The sequence below is a fragment of the Streptomyces sp. SID9727 genome (genome assembly GCF_010550605.1).
Taxonomy (GTDB): domain Bacteria; phylum Actinomycetota; class Actinomycetes; order Streptomycetales; family Streptomycetaceae; genus Streptomyces.
This window is the reverse complement of record NZ_JAAGNI010000499.1, coordinates 1-16,591: the sequence shown is the minus strand read 5'-3', so window position 1 is coordinate 16,591 and position 16,591 is coordinate 1. Positions and strand designations below refer to the sequence as shown.

The 16,591-nt window shown below is 70.0% G+C and carries 14 protein-coding genes and 2 pseudogenes; 5 read left to right on the top strand and 11 right to left on the bottom strand.

What is annotated here, in order from left to right:
• Positions 1-1,155: 1,155 nt before the first annotated feature.
• The gene (locus G3I41_RS37300) at positions 1,156-1,848 is read left to right on the top strand and encodes an MFS transporter (protein ID WP_239081976.1); all 693 of its coding nucleotides are present in this window, start codon (positions 1,156-1,158) and stop codon (positions 1,846-1,848) included.
• 5 nt (positions 1,849-1,853) lie between these two features.
• A complete protein-coding gene (locus G3I41_RS37295; protein ID WP_343242279.1) occupies positions 1,854-2,438 on the top strand; it encodes an MFS transporter in 585 nt (194 codons plus the stop codon).
• A gap of 241 nt (positions 2,439-2,679) precedes the next feature.
• Here G3I41_RS37295 and G3I41_RS34130 read toward each other — a convergent pair whose 3' ends face one another.
• Positions 2,680-3,030: an ArsR family transcriptional regulator gene (locus G3I41_RS34130; RefSeq protein WP_164404398.1), complete on the bottom strand. Its 351-nt coding sequence runs from the start codon at positions 3,028-3,030 to the stop codon at positions 2,680-2,682.
• A gap of 94 nt (positions 3,031-3,124) precedes the next feature.
• Between G3I41_RS34130 and G3I41_RS34125 the strand changes: the two genes are divergently transcribed.
• Together G3I41_RS34125 and G3I41_RS34120 are read left to right on the top strand one after the other, a co-directional pair.
• Positions 3,125-4,357, top strand: coding sequence for an MFS transporter (locus G3I41_RS34125; protein ID WP_164404397.1), 1,233 nt, complete (start codon positions 3,125-3,127; stop codon positions 4,355-4,357).
• Positions 4,358-4,519: 162 nt separating this feature from the next.
• The gene (locus tag G3I41_RS34120; RefSeq protein WP_164404396.1) at positions 4,520-5,050 is read left to right on the top strand and encodes a hypothetical protein; all 531 of its coding nucleotides are present in this window, start codon (positions 4,520-4,522) and stop codon (positions 5,048-5,050) included.
• A 268-nt stretch (positions 5,051-5,318) separates the two neighbouring features.
• Here the strand turns inward: G3I41_RS34120 and G3I41_RS34115 are convergent.
• The 6 genes and pseudogenes from G3I41_RS34115 to G3I41_RS34090 all read right to left on the bottom strand — a co-directional run.
• Positions 5,319-6,011: pseudogene (locus G3I41_RS34115) on the bottom strand (ParB/RepB/Spo0J family partition protein); the annotation flags it as partial.
• Complete coding sequence (locus tag G3I41_RS34110) at positions 6,008-7,246, bottom strand: ParA family protein (protein WP_164404394.1); 1,239 nt, start codon at positions 7,244-7,246, stop codon at positions 6,008-6,010. The pseudogene G3I41_RS34115 and the gene G3I41_RS34110, both read right to left, overlap by 4 nt.
• A 217-nt stretch (positions 7,247-7,463) precedes the next feature.
• On the bottom strand, positions 7,464-7,847 hold the full coding sequence (locus G3I41_RS34105) for a DUF6009 family protein (protein ID WP_164404393.1): 384 nt from the start codon (positions 7,845-7,847) through the stop codon (positions 7,464-7,466).
• Positions 7,848-7,970: 123 nt separating this feature from the next.
• The gene (locus G3I41_RS34100) at positions 7,971-9,509 is read right to left on the bottom strand and encodes a phage/plasmid primase, P4 family (protein ID WP_164404392.1); all 1,539 of its coding nucleotides are present in this window, start codon (positions 9,507-9,509) and stop codon (positions 7,971-7,973) included.
• The gene (locus G3I41_RS34095) at positions 9,506-10,531 is read right to left on the bottom strand and encodes a bifunctional DNA primase/polymerase (RefSeq protein WP_164404400.1); all 1,026 of its coding nucleotides are present in this window, start codon (positions 10,529-10,531) and stop codon (positions 9,506-9,508) included. Before G3I41_RS34095 ends, G3I41_RS34100 begins: the two co-directional genes overlap by 4 nt.
• Positions 10,532-11,205: 674 nt before the next feature.
• A complete protein-coding gene (locus G3I41_RS34090; RefSeq protein WP_164404391.1) occupies positions 11,206-12,072 on the bottom strand; it encodes an NAD(P)H-binding protein in 867 nt (288 codons plus the stop codon).
• A gap of 124 nt (positions 12,073-12,196) precedes the next feature.
• Between G3I41_RS34090 and G3I41_RS34085 the strand changes: the two genes are divergently transcribed.
• On the top strand, positions 12,197-12,868 hold the full coding sequence (locus G3I41_RS34085) for a ScbR family autoregulator-binding transcription factor (RefSeq protein ID WP_164404390.1): 672 nt from the start codon (positions 12,197-12,199) through the stop codon (positions 12,866-12,868).
• 31 nt (positions 12,869-12,899) lie between these two features.
• Here the strand turns inward: G3I41_RS34085 and G3I41_RS34080 are convergent, their stop codons facing one another.
• The 4 genes and pseudogenes from G3I41_RS34080 to G3I41_RS34065 form a co-directional block, all read right to left on the bottom strand.
• Positions 12,900-14,390: an FAD-dependent monooxygenase gene (locus tag G3I41_RS34080; RefSeq protein ID WP_164404389.1), complete on the bottom strand. Its 1,491-nt coding sequence runs from the start codon at positions 14,388-14,390 to the stop codon at positions 12,900-12,902.
• 112 nt (positions 14,391-14,502) lie between these two features.
• On the bottom strand, positions 14,503-14,895 hold the full coding sequence (locus tag G3I41_RS34075) for a DUF6009 family protein (RefSeq protein ID WP_164404388.1): 393 nt from the start codon (positions 14,893-14,895) through the stop codon (positions 14,503-14,505).
• Positions 14,892-16,379, bottom strand: a complete 1,488-nt coding sequence (locus tag G3I41_RS34070) for a phage/plasmid primase, P4 family (protein WP_164404399.1) — start codon at positions 16,377-16,379, stop codon at positions 14,892-14,894. Before G3I41_RS34070 ends, G3I41_RS34075 begins: the two co-directional genes overlap by 4 nt.
• 17 nt (positions 16,380-16,396) lie before the next feature.
• Positions 16,397-16,591, bottom strand: a pseudogene (locus G3I41_RS34065) (DNA primase); the annotation flags it as partial.

The following is a 16,591-nucleotide window of genomic DNA, read 5'->3' as shown; positions in this document are numbered from 1 at the left end:
GGCCGCCACTTTGTGGCGGCCCATCAAGGGGTTCCGCTTCGCTCCACCCCGGCCCGTCCGCTTCGCTCCCGGACCAGCCCGCTTCGCGAGCGGCTGACAACGGAGCGGGGTCGGCCGGGCCCGTACACCACCACCTGATGCAGCATGTACCGATGGTAGAACCAGACCACCCTCGTCCATCAAACTTGAACCAGGATAGAGACTGGAACCACACTCCCCCCACCCCGCCCGGCCGGCCCCCGCCCACCGACCCGCCCCAGCCCTCTCGACCAGCCGCGCCCCTAACGCCCTCCCGGCATCCCCGGCGACCCCCCACCACGCCCGGCCACCGCCCACAGGCCCGGAGGCAGGCACACAGGCCCCTTCCCGGAGGGTCACGGATCTACCCCAGGCACCCCGGCACCGCGAACGAGGAGGAACCGCACGCATGGACGAGGAGACCCCGAACGCGGCCGCCCCAGCCCCACCACACCCACCTGACGGGCCATCCCCCACCTCGAAAATCCGACCCGTCGCACCAAAACACCCCGACCCAAGCCTGACCACACATCAGAAACCCACCACCCCGAAAAAGCACGGTGGGGGGTTCAGAATGCGCCCATTGATGGCGCTGGATTTCTCTCATCGGCGTACGAGTGCGACTACGGCAGCACCCGCCGCGACAAGCCCAGCCAGGGCGCCCGACTGCTTGGCAAGACTGGAATGCTCATGCAGCACGTACGCCGCGCACGCGGTCCCAAGGACGATGACCGCCGCCCAGAGGCAACGCACGGATGCCTGTGACGCAGGAGCCGGCACAACCAGCGGCGGGAAGCACGGGCCCCGGGGGCGGGGCAGCGGGCGGAGTGGGGACGGGCGGTTGCTGCGGGTTCGTGGACATGGATTCCCCCTCGGGACAGAACGGCGCTGCACGTCACGTATTGACATGGTGCGGGACACGGGGGCTAGCTCCGGCAACCCAAGGAAGGGGGCGAGACGCCCGGTCACGGGTCCACGGCCAGGACCGGCCTCAACCACCGGGGCGAGAGCTGAAGTCAACTCACCTACAACTTTTGACGCTTACTCCCCGCTGACATATCCGGGGTCGGTTTGCCGAACTGCTTAACCAGTACATGGAACTCAAGAGCTGACGGCATGATGCGCGGTGTGGACTCGATGAATGGCGCCCCTCACTGGCCCCGACCCCGCTGGGGAGTGTTCACCCAACCGGATTTTCGCCTGCTCTGGACAGGCGAGACAGTGAGTGGGCTGGGCAACAGCATCACCGTGGTCGCGTTGCCGCTGATCGCCGTTGAGGTGTTGGACGCCAACTCCACCGCCGTCGGCCTACTCGCCGCGGCGGTGTGGCTGCCCTGGCTGCTGGTGGGGCTTCCGGTAGGCGCATGGGTGGACCGGATACGCAAACGGCCACTGATGATCGCGTGTGATGTGCTGGCAGGCACGGCGCTCGCGAGCATTCCACTCGCGGCGTGGCTCGACGCGCTCACCTTTCAGCACCTGGTCGTCGTTGCGCTGATCTGCGGCACCGCGGCAGTGTGCTTCAGCACCGCCTACCACTCGTACATCCGAATTGTGCTCGACGGTCGCGACCTCCTGGAAGGCAACGCCAAACTGCAGGGCAGCGAGGCCGCCACCCAGGTCGCAGGGCCGGGGGTGGCCGGGCTGCTGTCCCAGACATTCGGCGCGGTCACCGCGCTGATGGCCGACGCGGTGACGTTCCTGATATCCGCGGTCTGTCTGAAGCGGATCAGCGTAGCCGAGCTGGTCCCCGCTCTGGATGAGGAACGCAGTCCCCTCCGACGACAGATCAGAGAAGGGCTCCGCTTTTGCGCCGGGACCGCTACCTGAGGCCGGTGGCCGCCTGGGGCGCCGTAATCAACATGGCGCTGATGGGCTATCAGGCGGTCCAAGTCGTCTTCCTGGTCCGCACGGTCGGGCTCAACCCGGCCATGGTCGGGCTGCTTCTGACCAGTGGCAGCGCCGGCGGCATCGTGGGCTCGCTCATAGCCACCAGGGTCAGCCGGCGGTTCGGCACCGCGCGCGGGCTTCTTCTGCTGCAGGGCGCCACCGCGCCGTTCGTGCTGCTCCTGCCGATGACCACGGCGGGGCCGGGGCTACTGCTGTTCGCAACGGGAGCCTTCCTTGTCGGGATCGGCGTTTCCGTGGCCAACATCGTGGTGGGCAGCTTCCGGCAGATCTACTGTCCGCCGCACATGCTCGGCCGGGTCGTGGCAACGGCCATGATGATCAACCACAACATCCCGCTCGGATCCCTGCTCGGCGGCATGCTCGGCGACGCCGTCGGTTACCGGCCAGCCATGTGGATCATGACGGGTATCGTCGCGCCCAGCTGGCTCATCCTCGCCGCAAGCCCTATGCGCCGCGAGCGCGATCTTCCGCAGACCCACAAGCCAGAACAAGCGCACGCCAAGAGCTGATGAACAGTGCAGGCATCGCCGGACGAACGGCGGTTCGAAACGAGTGCAGTCGGCGCCCGGCGCCCATACGCCTCGTCCCGGCAGGGAATGCCGCCGGGGGACCAGCGTGATGTCGACGTCCGCGCGCCTCCGCAGGCGGTTATCCGCAGTCGTTTCCGCCGAGACCTGACATCACGCTGCCACCGCATCGCGTCGGCCGCGCATTATTACGGCGTAATAATGCGCGGCCGACGCGCCTGTCCTACGGCTTCGGCGTCCACCCCGCGACCAGGTCGAGGAGGCCCGGGAAGCGGGTGTTGAGGTCGGTTGTGCGGATGTGGCTGCGGCGTTCCAGGCCGTATTGGCGTTGGCGGGTGATGCCGGCTTCGCGTAGGGCCTTGAAGTGGTGAGTGAGGGAGGACTTGGGGCGGTCCAGGTCGAACCAGCCGCAGGGGTGGTCGTACTGGTCCGATTCCAGGAGGAGTTTGCGGACGATCGTCAGGCGCAGAGGGTCGCTGAGCGCGCCCAGGACGGTCTCCAGGCGCAGGTCCTCTGCTGCCGGTTCCGGTAGCGGGTCCGGGAGTTCGCCGGGTGTGGGTGCGGGTGACGGCATGGGGATGTCCCTCTCACATTCCTTGTACGGGTTTCATCGTACTGCATGCTAAGTTCGATTTGAGTCGTACTGGGGCAGTCGGGGAGGAGCCACCATGTCCGAACCTCGGGCCGGGGTAGTGGGAAGTGCTGTGGGCGGGGCGGGGGCCGCGCCCTTGGGGTGGGTCTGGCTGGCCGCCTGGCCGGTGGCCGCCGTGTTCGTGCTGTCCAATGCGGCAACGCCGCTGTACGTGCTGTGGCAGCGGGAGATGAGGTTCTCCAAAGGCACGCTCACTGTGGTGTTCGCGTTCTACATCGTCGGGCTCCTGGGCTCGCTGCTGGTGTCCGGAGCGGCCTCCGACCGGCTCGGGCGCAGGCCGGTGCTGCTGCCCGCCCTGGGGCTCGCCCTGGCCGCTTGCCTGGTCTTCGCGACCGCCGCCACAGTCGTCTCGCTGATCGTGGCGCGGCTGTTCACTGGGATCGCCGTCGGGGCCGTCGTGTCGGCCGGCATGGCGGCAGTGACGGATGTGGCCGGGCCCGGGCGACGGCGCCTCGCCGCCCTGCTCGCCTCTTGCGCAATGGTCTTCGGAGCCGGCCTCGGGCCGTTCCTGGCCGGGGTGTTCTCCGAGACGCTGCCCGGGCCCACCGTCACCGTTTTCGTCGTGGAGGCCGTGTTGCTCGTGACGGCGGTAGGCACCGTTCTGCGGATGCCACTGCGGCGGCCGGTCCCGTCGGTGAAGGGCGCTGCGTGGGTGCGGGTGCCAGCGGTTCCTCGTGGGAACCGTCGTCAGCTCTGGATGGGGATCGCGGTGTTCGCGCCGGGCATCACGGCGACCTCCTTCGTGCTGTCGCTCGGGCCCTCGCTACTGTCGGGGCTGCTCGGGACGACCAGCCGGATCATGGCCGGTGCCATGGCCTTCGCCATGTTCCTCGCTGCCACCGGCGTGCAGTTCGCCGTCCAGCGGCTCTCCCGGCCCGCCATCCTGGCCGCCGGGGCCGTAAGTACCGTGCTGGGCATGGCTGCCCTGATCACCGCCGTGCGCGGCGCCTCGGTGGCGGCGCTGATCGCCTCCGCGCTGCTCGCCGGGGCGGGGCAGGGCATGGGGCAGCTCGGCGGCCTTTCGCTGCTCAACTCGAGCGTTCCGCCCGGGCGTCTCGCAGAAGCCAATGCCGCGCTCAACGTGGGCGGTTATGTGCCTGCGGGGCTGCTGCCCGTGTCCATCGGGTATCTCAGCGACGGCGTGGGACTGACCGCTGGCGCCACGGTGTTCGGTGTGGTCCTCGCAGGGCTCGCGACCGTTGGCGGTGCGGTGGTGCTCGCCGGGCGCCCGCGGGATGGTGGGGTCTGAGGGACAGGGCCGCAGCGCATTATTACGGCGTAATAATGCGGGCGGTCAGTAGAAGGAGGCGGGTCTCCCCCGTGCGGGGGAGACGGCGGGTGCGGGGTCACCATCCATGCCTGAGGAAGCTCGTACGGGAAGCCGACGACTGTGGGCTGGTGCGCCGACAGGATGGTGCACATGACTTCCACACCGCCCCGCTGGGCAGTCCGGGCCGCCCACCTCTGCGCGCTCGTCACGCTGCCGACCGGCATCTGGCGCCTGCTTCTGGCGACAGGTCACACAGCCGGCTACACCGATGCGGGTTACGCGGGGATGGACTTCACCGGCTGGGGGGCGGGATACGTGCTCGGGCTCAGCGTTGTCAGCGAGGCGGTCGCGCTCCTGTCCCTCGGGCTCGTACAGCCGTGGGGTGAGGTGCTTCCCCGCTGGATCCCCCTGTGGGGCGGACGCCCTCTCCCCCGGTTCGCGGTAGTTGTCCCGGCTGCCCTCGGAGCCGTGGTGCTGACAGTTGTCTGGTCGCCGCTCGTCGCCTGGTGGGCGCTTCCCCACCCCGATCTGACGGCGCACGGCAGCATAGTCGTGGGTCTGCTCTATCTGCCTCTGGCGGCCTGGGGACCGCTGCTCGGTGCGGTGACCGTCTCGTACCACCGCCGCCGTGCGGACGTGAACCCGACTGTGCCCTCGATTATTACGCCGTAATAATCGAGGGCTGGGTGGCGCATTATTACGGCGTAATAATGCGCCACCCAGCCCTGTGCATCGGCTACTTCTCCGCCCTCATTCGCTTCGACTCCTCGATCTTGAAGTCGACGAGCAGCTCCGTGAGCTTGCGGCGGGACGCGACGTCGAGCTCCTCGATGATCAGGCTCGCCAGGGTGTAGGCGTCGGTCGAGGGCAGACGGGTGGGGGGCCCTGCGGGGGACTGCCGCTTCTGCTTGGGGGTGCGGGGCTTCTGGGGCCTGGTGGCCTTCAGGTGCTGGAGGTGGGCCTCCTGGTCCTCGGCTTTCTTCTTTCCGACCAGGCGCAGCGTAGCCGCGGATTCCTCACCCGACTGGAGCTTCTCCTTGAGTGAGGGGGTCAGGGTCAGCAGCGCGAGGCGCTGGGAGACCCAGCTCTGGGAGCGGTGGAGGCGGGCGGCGAGGGCTTCCTGGGTGCCGTGGATCTTCAGGAGCTGTTCGAGGGCCTTGGCCTCGTCCAGGTGGTTGAGCTCCTGGCGGTGGATGTTGGCGACGAGGGCCGATTCCAGTATCTCGTCGGGGTTGCTGCCCAGCTTGTCGTCGAGCATCACCTTGATCTCGGTGAGGCCGGCTTCACGGGCGGCGGCGAGGCGGGAGTTGCCGTCGATGACGACGTACTTGGTCCCGGGGTCGAGGTCGTCCTCGCGGCCCGGGTTGCCTTCGAGGTAGGCGAAGCGGCCCATGATGCTGATCGCGGTCTTCTGGCCGTGGTCACGGAGGCTGTTACCGAGGTCGGTGAGGTCGCCGAGATCAGACCTCGGGTTGTCGGGGTTCAGGCTGATGATGTCGACGGGGAGCTGAACCGGGGGCGGGGCGCCCTCGGTGGGGGCTGCGGCGACCTGGTTGATGGCGGCGCGGCGGGCGCTGATGGGCTGGGTCTGTCCGAACGAGGATCCGGCGCCGAGCCGGGACGCCTTGCTCATGAGATCTCCCGGGCGAGGGCACGCAGGCCGACGGCCTGGTCGCAGCGGGGGGAGTAGGCGAGCAGGGGCTGCTTCACGCGTACGGCCTCCTTCTGTTCCTTGAGGTCGCCGATGACACCGACGACCCGGGGATCCTTTATGTCCATCCAGGAGTTGAGGGACGAGGTGGCGATGTAGCCGCGGCGGGCGTCGTAGTGGTTGACGACGATGCCGAGGTAGTCCAGTTCGAGGTGCATGTCGTCGCGGAGGTCCTCGATCTGGGAGGTGAGGAGTCCGTAGGCGTCGGCGGAGCTGTCCTCGGCCTGGACGACGACGAGTACGCCGGAGTTGCCCGGTGCCTCGCCCTGGCGGCGGCGGCCGTAGTAGGCGGCGGCGTCCATGCTGAGGCCGAGGCTCGGCGGGCAGTCGATGATGACGGCGTCGTAGTCGGCTTCGATGGCGGACAGGGCACGTTCCAGGGCTGCTTCACGGGCCCGGACCCCGGAGAGCTTGACGTCCAGGAGGAAGGCGTCGGTGCAGGCGGGGAGCAGGTGCAGGCGGTCGCCGAAGCGGGGGTCCTCGATCGGGACGACGAGGTCGGCGAGCCGGCCCTTGGCCTCGCCGGCCATGTGCTTGGTGAGGCTGTCGCCCTCGATGGGCAGCGGCTGGTGGCCGAGCTGCTTGGTGAGGTGGCACTGGGGGTCGAAGTCCACGAGGAGGACGCGCAGTCCGAGACCGGGGAGGTCCTCGTAATCGAGGGGCGAGGGGTCCGCGTCCTCGGCGAGGGCGGCCGCGAAGTGCTTGGAGATGCGCACCGGGTGGAGCGCGCCCGGGTCCTCGGCGAGGGCTTCGCCGGTGCCGGCGGCGATGGCGGTCTTGCCGACGCCGCCCTTCTGGTTGCAGGTGATGATGCGCTTCGGGTGCTCCGGGCGTACGACGGTGGGCGCCGGGTTCGTCTCCAGCCACATCACGACGGACTGGGCGAGGCCCTGGATGAGGGAGACGCCCCGGGAGGCGCAGTCGGCGCGGAAGCCGTCCCACTGGCCGTCAGGGAGGAAGGTGGCGAAGGACTTGGCGCCGGCGGTGTCGATGGGGGAGAGGTTGGATCCGAGTCGCCGCCACGCCTCGATGCCTGCCTCGACGGCGTGCTGGATGTCGATGGTGTGCTGGGCGGCCCGGATCTTCAGGTCCTGCTGCAGTACCGGGGGCAGCTTGGAGACGACCTTCTCGCGGTCGCCGGGGGAGGGCGAAGTCATGACAGCCACCTTACTAACTCCGGTGATCCTTTTTGGTATCGGCGCGTTAGTTCTGGCTGTTTTTCGTTGAGGGTCGCTCAAGAGCCCGGCTCCTGGGTGGGCGTGGAGCCGGGCTGGGAGGTCCGGGTAGAGGCAGGGGTGGTTATTACGGCGTAATAAGTGAGCGGGTGTGGGGTGGTGGGGGGATTATTACGGCGTAATAATCCCCCCACCCGTGTCAGCTGCCGCTCTCCGCCGTTGCGGCCAGGCCGCGTTGCGAGCGGGGCGTCTTGTCGCCGACGCGCTTCGGTTCGATGGTGCTCGGGTCGACCGCCTCGCCCGGGGCGCCCTCGTGGTACGGGCCGTCGGGGTCCGCGTCGCGGTCGTGGGGGAGCAGGAAAAAAACCCGGCGCAGGTGCAGTCCGCTGTCCGGGTCGGCCTCGGTGTGGGCTTCCAGCTCGGTGTAGCCGACCATGCGTCCGTCGCGTTCGTAGCGTGGTTTTCCGCGACGGCGGGTGGTCTTGTCGAGCGCCTGGCGTACGTAGTCGAGGTTGTCGGGGTTCTCCAGCCAGACCACGGCGTTCTCGTGGTGGAGGTCGCTCTCGTTCAGCAGCGAGCTCATGGCTGCAGCCCCTTTGTGTGTCGGCCGGCCGCGAGGAGGCCGGGGTGGGTGTGAGCACGTTCCCTGGTGGGGGCACCGTGTTCATGGTAGGCCGGACCGGCGGGTGTGTGCCGGGTGCGTACGTCAGGCATGGCCGGTCCTGGAGTCGTCGTCGGCGAGGAGGCCCAGGCCGGGGTAGTACTTCTTGCCGCTGGACTTCATCATGTCGGCGGGCGAGGCGAGGGAGAGTTCCTGGCGGACCCGGGTCGCGAACGCGCGGGCCGTCGCGGGACGGATGCCTTCGCCGGCTCCGCACCAGCTGCTGTACGTCGCGTAGAGCAGGCCCTGTTCCACGCGGAGGTCCGCGGTGTGGGTGGTGCAGCATTCGGCGAGGAAGCGGCCGATGTGGTCCTCTGTGGTGGCGTAGGCGGCGGTGGCCGAGCGGACCGTGGCAGGGCCGTCGAGCGGGTCCCGGGTGGCCAGGTAGAGCTTGGCGCCCTCGATGAGCCACTGCAGAATGCCGGGGCCCTCGCTCTGGACCAGCTCCTTGGCGAGGTTGTCGATCTTGCGGGCGGCGGGAACAACGCGCTCGAACGGGATGAGACGGATACGCCGCCAGAAGGCGTGGCCGCCGGTACCGACTTCCGGGCGGTGGTTGCCCAGCAGCCAGAGCTTGTGCGTCGGGTTGAAGCTGAAGAAGTCCTGCCGCATCCGACGGGCCATGATGCGGTCGCCGCCGGTCAGCAGCTTCACCCGGGACTCGTCGAACTTGTCGTTCGGCTTGAGCTCCGAGCAGACGACGATGCGCCGGCCGTGCAGTTCGGTGAGCTCGGTGGAGTGCTCGGAGAACTTGCCCTTCTCCATGAGGAAGCCCGGCGGGGCCGCCTGCGCGTAGTCGCCGAGGATCTGTGTCATGACGTCCAGCAGCACGGACTTGCCGTTCGCGCCGGTCCCGTACAGGAACGGGAGCACTTGGGCGCCGACGTCGCCGGTGACGGAGTAGCCGAGGAGCAGGTGGAGGAAGTGGATCGTCTCCTCGCCCTTGGCGTCGTCGCCGAACGTGTCGTGCAGGAAGCGGTGCCAGCGCGGGGTGGGCGTCGCCTCGGGTGCGACGCTCGTCGCCCGGGAGTGCATGTCGCCCACGGGGTCGGGCTTGCGGAGGTGTCCGGTGTGGAGGTCCACGACCCCGGCGGGGGTGCACAGGGCGTAGGGGTCACCGTCCAGGACGTCGGGGTCCAGGGCGAGCGCGGGGGATGCCTTCGCCTGCGTGAGCATGGCCTTGATGCCGGGCGTCGACATGGAGCGGCGGCGGTGCGCGCGCACTTCCCGGTCGGTGTACTGGCCGGTGGGATCGGTGGGGGGCATCTGCTCGGCCAGGTCGCCCGCCGCCCAGACCGCGGCCTTCTCGCCGCCCGTGCGCTTCCAGCGGTACTGGTCCCAGTGGTACCAGCCCAGCCCCTCGACGTGGCGGAACTGGTCTCCGAACATGACGGCGAACAGCTTGGCGTTGCCCCGGTCGGTCAGTAGGGCGGGCAGGCGGCCCTCGGGCAGCGGTGGTTCGCCTGCCGCGGAGGCGTTCTGCTGGGCGGGCAGGCCGGGGAGGCCGCCCTCGGTTTCGAGGGCGAGCATCTGCTGCGCTGCGGCGGTGGCGTCGAAGCGCGGGCCGCTGTCGGCGCTGCTCATGGGCGTCCTTCGGGATCGAGCGGGCGGGCTGCGCCGGCGGACAGGGCTGAGGCGATGACGGTGAGGCTGTGCCGGTGGCGGTCGGGGCGCGCGGCGTCGGCTGCTTCGGTGAGCAGGTCCTGGGCGCGGGGCTTCGTGAGGCGTCCGGCGGCAACGAGTCCGCCCGCGGTGTAGGCGGCTCGGTTGAGCTTCTCGGTGAACGCGGTGCCCTCGGCGGCCGCCGCGCAGGCCCGGACCTCGGCGAGGAGGGGCTCCAGCATCCGTAGCGCGCGCGGGGCGCCCTGTGCCGCGCGTGTCGCGGGTACGGGGCGGGGCGGCGGGACCCGTAGGGGCTCAGGGCCCGGTGTGTGGCCGGTGCGCAGGAGTTCGGCGGCGAGCCAGTCGGGGAGGGGGGCGGGCAGGCGGGCGGCGCCCACGGGGGTGTAGGTCCCTGCGCGGGTACGGGTGGCGGGGGTGACGATGTAGCCGCCGGTGGCCCGCACGTCGACCTGCCAGGCCAGGGCGACCTTGGGGCTGGAGCCCACGGAGGAGCGGTAGCGCGGTCCGCCTGGCGCGGTGCGGTACCAGATGTGGAGTCCGCCGGACGGGGTGCGGACGCGCAGGGTGGCCTCGTCGTCCGCGGGGCTGGGGTGGCCGCGCAGGGCGGCGAGGAGGGCGAGGGTGTCGAAACCTGAGGCCAGGCCGGTGAGGTTGACGCTCGCGTGGATCGGGATGCCGGGCAGCAGCCGGTCACGATGGGGGACTTCGGCCGTGTGCGCGTCGATGTCCAGTACGACGAGGCCGGCGGGGCCGCACGAGACACCGACGCCGAGCGAGGGGTTGACGCCCCACCAGGCGGCAAGGAGCTCCGGGTCGGTGGTCGCGGCGTGGAAGCCGTGGCACCACTTGCCGGCGGGCAGGCAGGGACAGTCCGCCGGGCGGTGGGGGTCCTCCCGGCAGGCCGGGCAGTTGCCCACGGGCGTTTTGCGTCCGACGGCCAAGGGGTGGACCGGCCAGCCGTTCGCCGCGCACCAACGGGCCATGTCGAAGGGACTCGTGGGTCCCGCCGCGCGCGGGCCACCGGTCTCTTTTTGACGCGGCACGCTGATCGTCCTTGCAGAGGGGCCAACAGGTTGTTCATTTCTGAACGATTCAGTCCCCCAGAGAAAACCCAGGTCAGAGCGGTTTCACTGCCGGGCTGAGGGACTGAAGGGACTGAGTTTTCAGATTCGGATCAGAGCCTACAACAGGCATCCCGCAGCGGGCGGGACTCTTCGTTCCGCGAGTCCCTTCGGTCCCTTGTCCGAGGAGGGCTCGCGAGTTCGAAGCCTGCGTGTCGGGCGGCCGTGCCGGTCGTGGCGAAGAGGGACCGAAGGGAGGGACTGAACGAGGAGCGGAGGGACTGGACGTTTCGGTCCCTGTTCGGTCCCTCGGGTAAAAGCGCAGGTCAGGGGCTTGCGAGCGAAAATGGGAGGGACTGAAGGGACTCAAGGTCGGTAGTTATCAGCGCTTCAGGACCAGAGTAGTAAGTACAAAGGGATATATAGGGAGGTTCTACGCGTGTGCGCATACACACGCCTGCATAATCGCTTATAACTGCCACTCTTGAGTCCCTTCAGTCCCTTCGGACCCTTGCTCAGGAGAAGGGCAAGCCTCTGACCTGCTGTTTTGTCTGAGGGACCGAAGGGGGACCGAAGGGCGAGGGACTGAACGGACTTCAGTCCCTGGTGGCGGAGTCGGGCCGGAATGCGTCCAGGTGGTCGGACGCCCAGTCGCGGAACGTCCGGGCGGGGCGCCCGAGCAGGCCGGGGAGGGTGGGGTCCACGCCCGCCTTGGAGCCGCTGTGCTGCCGTCTGGCGCTCTCCAGGAGGGCGGAGGCGATATCGGCCGGGTAGCGCGCTTCCAGGGCCGCACGGGCCTGCTGAGGGCTCAGCTCCTCGAAGCGGAGCGGCAGGCCGAGGAGCGCGGCCAGCTGGGCCGTCTGCTCTGCGGCGGAGAGGGCCTGAGGGCCGGTCAGGGTGTAGGCCCTGCCCCTGTGGTCCCGGTCCCGGCCGGTCAGGGCAAGAGTGGCCACCTCCGCGACGTCCCCGGGGTCGACGCAGGCGTTGACTGAGGTGCCGTACGGCGCCCGCACCACCCGGCCGGAGCGGATCGAGCGGGCCCAGGACAGGGTGTTGGACATGAAAGCGCGGGGGCGCAGCAGGGTCCAGCCCAGGCCCGAGGCGCGCAGCAGGTCCTCGTTGCGGCGCTGGCGCCGGGTGATCAGGTCGGTGGCGGCGGGGTCGCTGACGGCGGCCGCCGAGAGTTTGACGACGTGCCGGACGCCGGCCGCGCGTGCCGGGTCCAGGAAGCGCGCGTCGTCGTTTCCGTCGGGATTCGTGACCAGGAAGGCGGTGTGGACGTTGTGCAGAGCGTTCGCCAGGGAGGCGGGGTCGGTGAAGTCTCCGTGGACGATCCGGGCGGCCGCAGGGGCGTCGGCGACACGCTCGGGATGTCTGGCCATGATGCGTACGGGCCGGTCCGAGGGGAGACGGCGGAGCACTTCACGGCCGATCGTCCCGGTTGCGCCCGTGACGAGGATCATGGTTTCCCTTTCCCGCCGGACATTTCCCCGACCAGGGTGGACGGAGGAGGCCGGCCTGTAAGATACGAACTGGACGGTTTATTTATGCCCCACGTTCGAACACCCCGAGGAGGGAGGAGACACAGTGGCTGAGCAGCTGCGGGCCATCCGTACCCGGAAGACGATTCTTTCGGCGGCTGCCAAGATCTTTGAGGAGCAGGGGTACCAAGCGGCCACGATCTCCCAGATCCTCACCGAGGCAGGGGTGACCAAGGGCGCGCTGTACTTCCATTTCCATTCCAAGGAAGACCTGGCCCAGGGGGTTCTCTCCGAACAGGACCAGCGCATCATCGTGCCGATCCGCGCGTCCAAGGTGCAGGAGGTCGTGGACGTCGTGATGCTCCAGGCGCACCGTCTCCAGACCGACCCGATGGTGCGGGCAGGTGTCCGGCTGACGATGGACCAGCTGACGCAGAACCTCGACCGCAGCGGCCCGTTCCTGCGGTGGGGCGAGGTCGGTCTCGACCTGCTCCAGCAGGCGCAGGCCCAGGGTGAGTTGCTGCCGCACATCTCGCCGGCGGAGACCGCAGAGGTCATCGTGGGCTCCTTCGCAGGCATCCAGTCCATGTCGCAGGCCGTGTGCGAGTACCGCGACCTGGTGGTGCGGGTGTCCGCGCTGATGCGCCATCTGCTGCCCAGTGCGGTGGTGCCGTCGGTGCTGGCCTCGCTCGACCTGTCCGAGACGCGGGGCGCCAAGGTGTACGCGGAGGCCGTCAAGGCGGCTGACCTGCGCGACGTTCTGGAGACCGCGAGCTGAGAGCGGTGGGGTGCCCCGTCGCCCGCGGGGCTCACCCGGCGGTGGCGCCCGGGCCGAAGTACGCCGTCATCACCTGCCGGAGGGCACCGTTGCCGGGCACCCAGGCGAGGTAGCCGTCGGGCCGTAGCAGTGCCGCCTCGTACGGCACACCCGGTGTGGGCCGAGCCTCCACGATGCGCAGGAGGTCCGCCCAGTCACGTGCCTCCTCCCGGAGGCCGTCCGCCTTCTCGCCCAGGAGCAGCAGGAGCGGCCGGCCGTCCTGCAGCAGGCGGATGACGTCGGTGTCGCCGTCCGGGGTGCTGAGCGTGGTGTTGCCGAGGTACGTGCCCGCGGCCGGGCCGCCCGCGCCGGTGGGGTCGGGCAGAACGGTGTCCTGAGCGCTGATCAGGCCGCTGAGGTGTCCGCCCCCGCCCTCGTCCGCGAGCAAGCCGGTGAAGACCGTGCGCAGGGCCTCCGCCTCGGGACCCTGGCGCATCAGGGCGAGCTGGGCCAGCGTGCCGTCGAGCACGCGGCGGGCGAGCGGCCTGCGCTCCGCGTCGTAGCCGCCCAGCAGGGCGGGTCCCGCCGAGCCGCGCACCGCGAGGGCGAGTTTCCAGCTCAGGTTCAGCGCGTCGAGCACGCCGGTGCTCAGGCCCTGGCCGCCGATCGGGAAGTGGACGTGCGCGGCGTCGCCGACCAGGAAGACGCGTCCCCGGGCGAAGGTGCGGGCCAGGCGGGCGAAGTCGCTGAAGCGGCTCAGCCATCGCGGGGAGTGCATCGCGATGTCGCGGCCCGCGATGCGCGCCACCTCGCGGCGCAGCTCCTCCAGTGTGACGGGCCGGTGCCGGTCCGGGTGGGGGCCGCCGCAGTCGAGCGTCCGCAGGTGGGTGCGGACGCCGTCGTGCTTGACGACGATCCAGCCGCGCGGGGTGCGGTGCCAGCCCTTAGGGAGGGCCTCCGGATCGGCCAGGGTGACGGTCCCCATCAGTGCGGACACCGTCGCCGGAAAGGTGTCGGATTCGATGCCGGCCCGGGCGCGGACCGTGCTGCGGGCACCGTCCGCCCCGACCAGGTACCCGGCGTGGAAGAGCTCCGGCCCCTCGGGGCCCTCGGCCGTGACCCGTACGCCGTTCTCGTCCTGGACGGCGTCGGTGAGGTGGTACCCGCGCAGGATGCGGGCACCGGCGGCGCGGGCCCGGGCCTCGAGGTGGCGTTCCAGGACGGCCTGGACGCACTTGAGCACGGGTTCCGGTTCATCCGGGGGAGCGGCGATGGTCAGGCCGGGGAGTCCCGCGAAGTGGAAGGCGCTGGTGGCGGGTCCGGTCGCGCGGGAAGGCGGGCGCGGGAGGTGGCCCCGGCGGGCCAGGGACTGCACCGCGCGGGCGTGCAGCGTGGTGGCCCTGGGCTGGTCGGAGACCTCGGTCCTGGGTTCGAGCAGTACGGTGTCGACCCCGTACGCCGCCAGTTCGGCCGCCACGAGCAGGCCGACCGGCCCTCCGCCGGCGACGACTGCCTGGGCCCCGGTGAAACGTTCCCTCTGCACGGCGGTGCCCCTCCTGTCCGTGGTTGTCCCCGACAGGGAAAAATATACCGGACGTGCTGTTTTTTAACCATTCCGGCGCGGAAACGCTCCGGGAACGGCCGGGGACGTACCGCTACGGCTGAAGTTCCCGGGTGGCCGCCGACGACATGGGGCCGCCTTCCGAGCGCTCGGTCTTGTGGCCCTTGCTGCCCGGTGCCAGCGTCCGCACGTCCACGGCCTCGGCCGGCGCGCCCCGCGCGTACAGCCCGTCGGGTTCGGTGTCCCGGTCGTGGGGGAGCAGCCAGAACACCCGGCGGCGGAAGGTGCCCGAGGAGCGCGACGGCTTGGCCTTCGGCCCCAGCAGGGCGTAGCCGACCATTCTTCCGTCGCGGTGGTAGGCGGGTCTGCCCCGACGGGTCGGGAGACGGTCCAGGCTCTGGCGGACGTAGTCGAGCACGCTGATGTCCTCAAGCCACACGAGGTCCACCTCGTGGACGATCTCGTCCTCTGCGATGAGGGCGCTCATACTGTCTCCTCGTCCGCGAGCAGGCCGATGCCCGGGTAGTACTTGCGCTGGTTGGAAAAGATCATTTCCTTCGGTGATGCCAGCCCGACCACTTCGCGGATGTGCGCCGCGAAGGCTCTCGACGAAATCGCCGGAACGCCCTCATTCTGGCACCAGCGTTTGTACGCCGCGTAGAGCTGGGCCTGTTCGGCCCGGAGCCCGGCGTCGAGCCGGCAGGTCTCGCCGACGAACCGCCCGGTGTGGTCCTCGGTCTCCGCGTACACGGTCGTCGCGATCCGCACCCGCTCGGGACCCGAGAGGTCCTTGTCGCCGCCCAGGTAGCGGCGGGCGCCCTCGATCAGCCAGTTGAGGATGCCCGGACCCTCCTGGGTGACCAGGATGTCCGCCAGGTTGTCGATCTTGCGGTGGTCCGAGACGACGCGTTCGAACGGGATGAGGCGCATGCGCCGCCAGAACGCGAAGCCGCCCGTGCCGACTTCGGGGCGGTGGTTGCCCAGCAGCCACATCTTGTGGGTCGGTTCGAAGCTGAAGAAGTCCTGCCGCATCCGGCGGGCCTTGATCCGGTCCCCGCCGGTCAGGAGCTTGACCCGGGCCTCGTCGAAGCGGTCGCCCGGCTTGACCTCGCTGCACACGATGACCCGCCGGCCGTGCAGTTCGGCGAGGTCCGTGGGGTGACCCTCGTACGGGCGCGACATCAGGAAGCCGGGCGGCGCCGCGTCCGCGTAGTCCCGCAGGAGCTTCATCAGGACGTCCAGCAGCACCGACTTGCCGTTCTTGCCGGAGCCGAACAGGAACGGCATCACCTGGCCGCCGACGTCACCGGTGATGGAGTAGCCGAGCAGCAGCTGGAGGAAGGAGATCATCTCCTCGCCGTCCGGGCCCTCACCGAAGGTGTCGGCCAGGAAGCGGTCCCAGCGCGGCGTGGGCATCGCCTGGGGGGCCGCCGACGTGGAGCGGGAGTGGAAGTCCTTGGTGGGCTCGGCGGGGCGGATGAAGCCCGTCCGCAGGTCCACCACGCCCGCCGGGGTGCACAGCGCGTACGGGTCGGCGTCCAGGAGCGCCGCGTTGAGGACCATGCCCGGGGCGGACCTGGCCTGGGTCAGCATCGCGTTCATCCCGCTCGTGCTGAGGGTGCGCCGGCGGTGCTGCTGGAGCGCGGCGGGGGTGAAGACGCCCCGCGGGTCGGTGGTGGCGAGGGATTCCGCCAGGTCGCCCGCCGACCACATCACCGTGTCGTCCTCATCGAACTGCCAGCGGGTGCCGTCCCAGCGGAACCAGCCGATGCCGGGCACATGCCGGTAGTCGTTGCGGTAGAGCCTGACGAACAGCTTGGCGTTGCCCCGGTCGGTGAGGGTGTCGGGCAGCAGTCCGTCCGCCGTGGCGTACTGCGTGGACGCGTCGTCGGGCGGCCGGGGCTGCGGTACGGGCTGCGCGAGGATCTGCGCGGCCACGGCCCGTACGTCGAAGGAGGGCGACGGGAGCACTCTGTCCTGGTCCGCGTTCACGCGCGCCCCCCGAGGGCCAGCGGCCGCAGCCGCCCCGCGCCGAGCCCGCCCCGGATGATGGCGAGACTGCGCCGCTCCTGGTCCGGGCGGGCCAGCCCGGCGGCCGCGCGCAGGGCCCGCACGGCCTGGTCCTCGGTGACGTGGCCGGCGGCGACGAGACCGCCCGCCGTGTACGCGGCCCGGTTCAGCTT

Bases quoted from the DNA above. Each gene is read 5' to 3' on its own strand.
- G3I41_RS37300 (WP_239081976.1), top strand. From the start codon at position 1,156: ATGAATGGCGCCCCTCACTGGCCCCGACCCCGCTGGGGAGTGTTCACC.
- G3I41_RS34130 (WP_164404398.1), bottom strand. From the start codon at position 3,030: ATGCCGTCACCCGCACCCACACCCGGCGAACTCCCGGACCCGCTACCG.
- G3I41_RS34125 (WP_164404397.1), top strand. From the start codon at position 3,125: ATGTCCGAACCTCGGGCCGGGGTAGTGGGAAGTGCTGTGGGCGGGGCG.
- G3I41_RS34120 (WP_164404396.1), top strand. From the start codon at position 4,520: ATGGTGCACATGACTTCCACACCGCCCCGCTGGGCAGTCCGGGCCGCC.
- G3I41_RS34110 (WP_164404394.1), bottom strand. From the start codon at position 7,246: ATGACTTCGCCCTCCCCCGGCGACCGCGAGAAGGTCGTCTCCAAGCTG.
- G3I41_RS34105 (WP_164404393.1), bottom strand. From the start codon at position 7,847: ATGAGCTCGCTGCTGAACGAGAGCGACCTCCACCACGAGAACGCCGTG.
- G3I41_RS34100 (WP_164404392.1), bottom strand. From the start codon at position 9,509: ATGAGCAGCGCCGACAGCGGCCCGCGCTTCGACGCCACCGCCGCAGCG.
- G3I41_RS34095 (WP_164404400.1), bottom strand. From the start codon at position 10,531: ATGGCCCGTTGGTGCGCGGCGAACGGCTGGCCGGTCCACCCCTTGGCC.
- G3I41_RS34090 (WP_164404391.1), bottom strand. From the start codon at position 12,072: ATGATCCTCGTCACGGGCGCAACCGGGACGATCGGCCGTGAAGTGCTC.
- G3I41_RS34075 (WP_164404388.1), bottom strand. From the start codon at position 14,895: ATGAGCGCCCTCATCGCAGAGGACGAGATCGTCCACGAGGTGGACCTC.